The 717-nt window shown below is 41.7% G+C and carries 1 protein-coding gene; it reads right to left on the bottom strand.

Going from position 1 to position 717, the window contains the following annotated elements; genetic code table 11:
- Nucleotides 1-717, bottom strand: a 717-nt coding sequence (locus tag AC1DJR_RS32390) for a tubulin-like doman-containing protein (RefSeq protein WP_477004505.1), incomplete at both ends; no start/stop codon positions are given.

The raw sequence follows: 717 nt of genomic DNA, 5'->3' as shown, positions 1-717 counted from the left end.
AAATGATGCTGCTTTATCGTATGGTTTGTTCTTCCGTCCTCATCCACTTGATCAGGACGATATTCTAATTCAATCGTTACGCCGCCTCGTTTTGATAATTCACCAGTCGATCCAAGCGTAATAGCGTGCAACTCTTTTAACGATGCATAACCATTCGCTTGCACAGTTTCAAACTCTTTCGCACTAACCGTTCTCGTCTTAACTAAAACATCTGGCATTAAAAACGCACCGCGAATTAAAATGTTATGATGCTGCAATTTCTTCCGGAGCATCTCACGCAAATATAATGCGATTTGTAAAAACATCCCTGAGCCTGTTCCGCCGGCTAGTGATGTTACAATAATGACACGTACACCATATTCCGTCTGATCACTTGTAACTGGAAAAATCTTCTCGATTTCTTGCCAAAACGATGTGAGTTTATCTTCTTTCATCGCAGCACGTAACGCTAACCGTGAAATGACGCGTAACTGTCCAGCCCCTTCTGTTAACGGTTTATCAAGTATAGTCGGGTCCATCGGAAACCACTCTGGAATCGTTGGATCTCCCGCAATATACTCTCTCGGTGTTTTACTCGAGCTCGTTTGCGTCTTAAACTTCCGAATATGATCAAATTTACTCAATGTATTCACATCTGTATCAAATACATGCATCGCTACCTTTTTACGACGCTCCTCAGGTAATCTTTCATATATTTGATGTGTGACAGTACTACCG

The organism is Bacillus sp. 05T31 (assembly GCF_056396725.1).
This window is presented reverse-complemented; position numbering and strand designations above follow the sequence as displayed.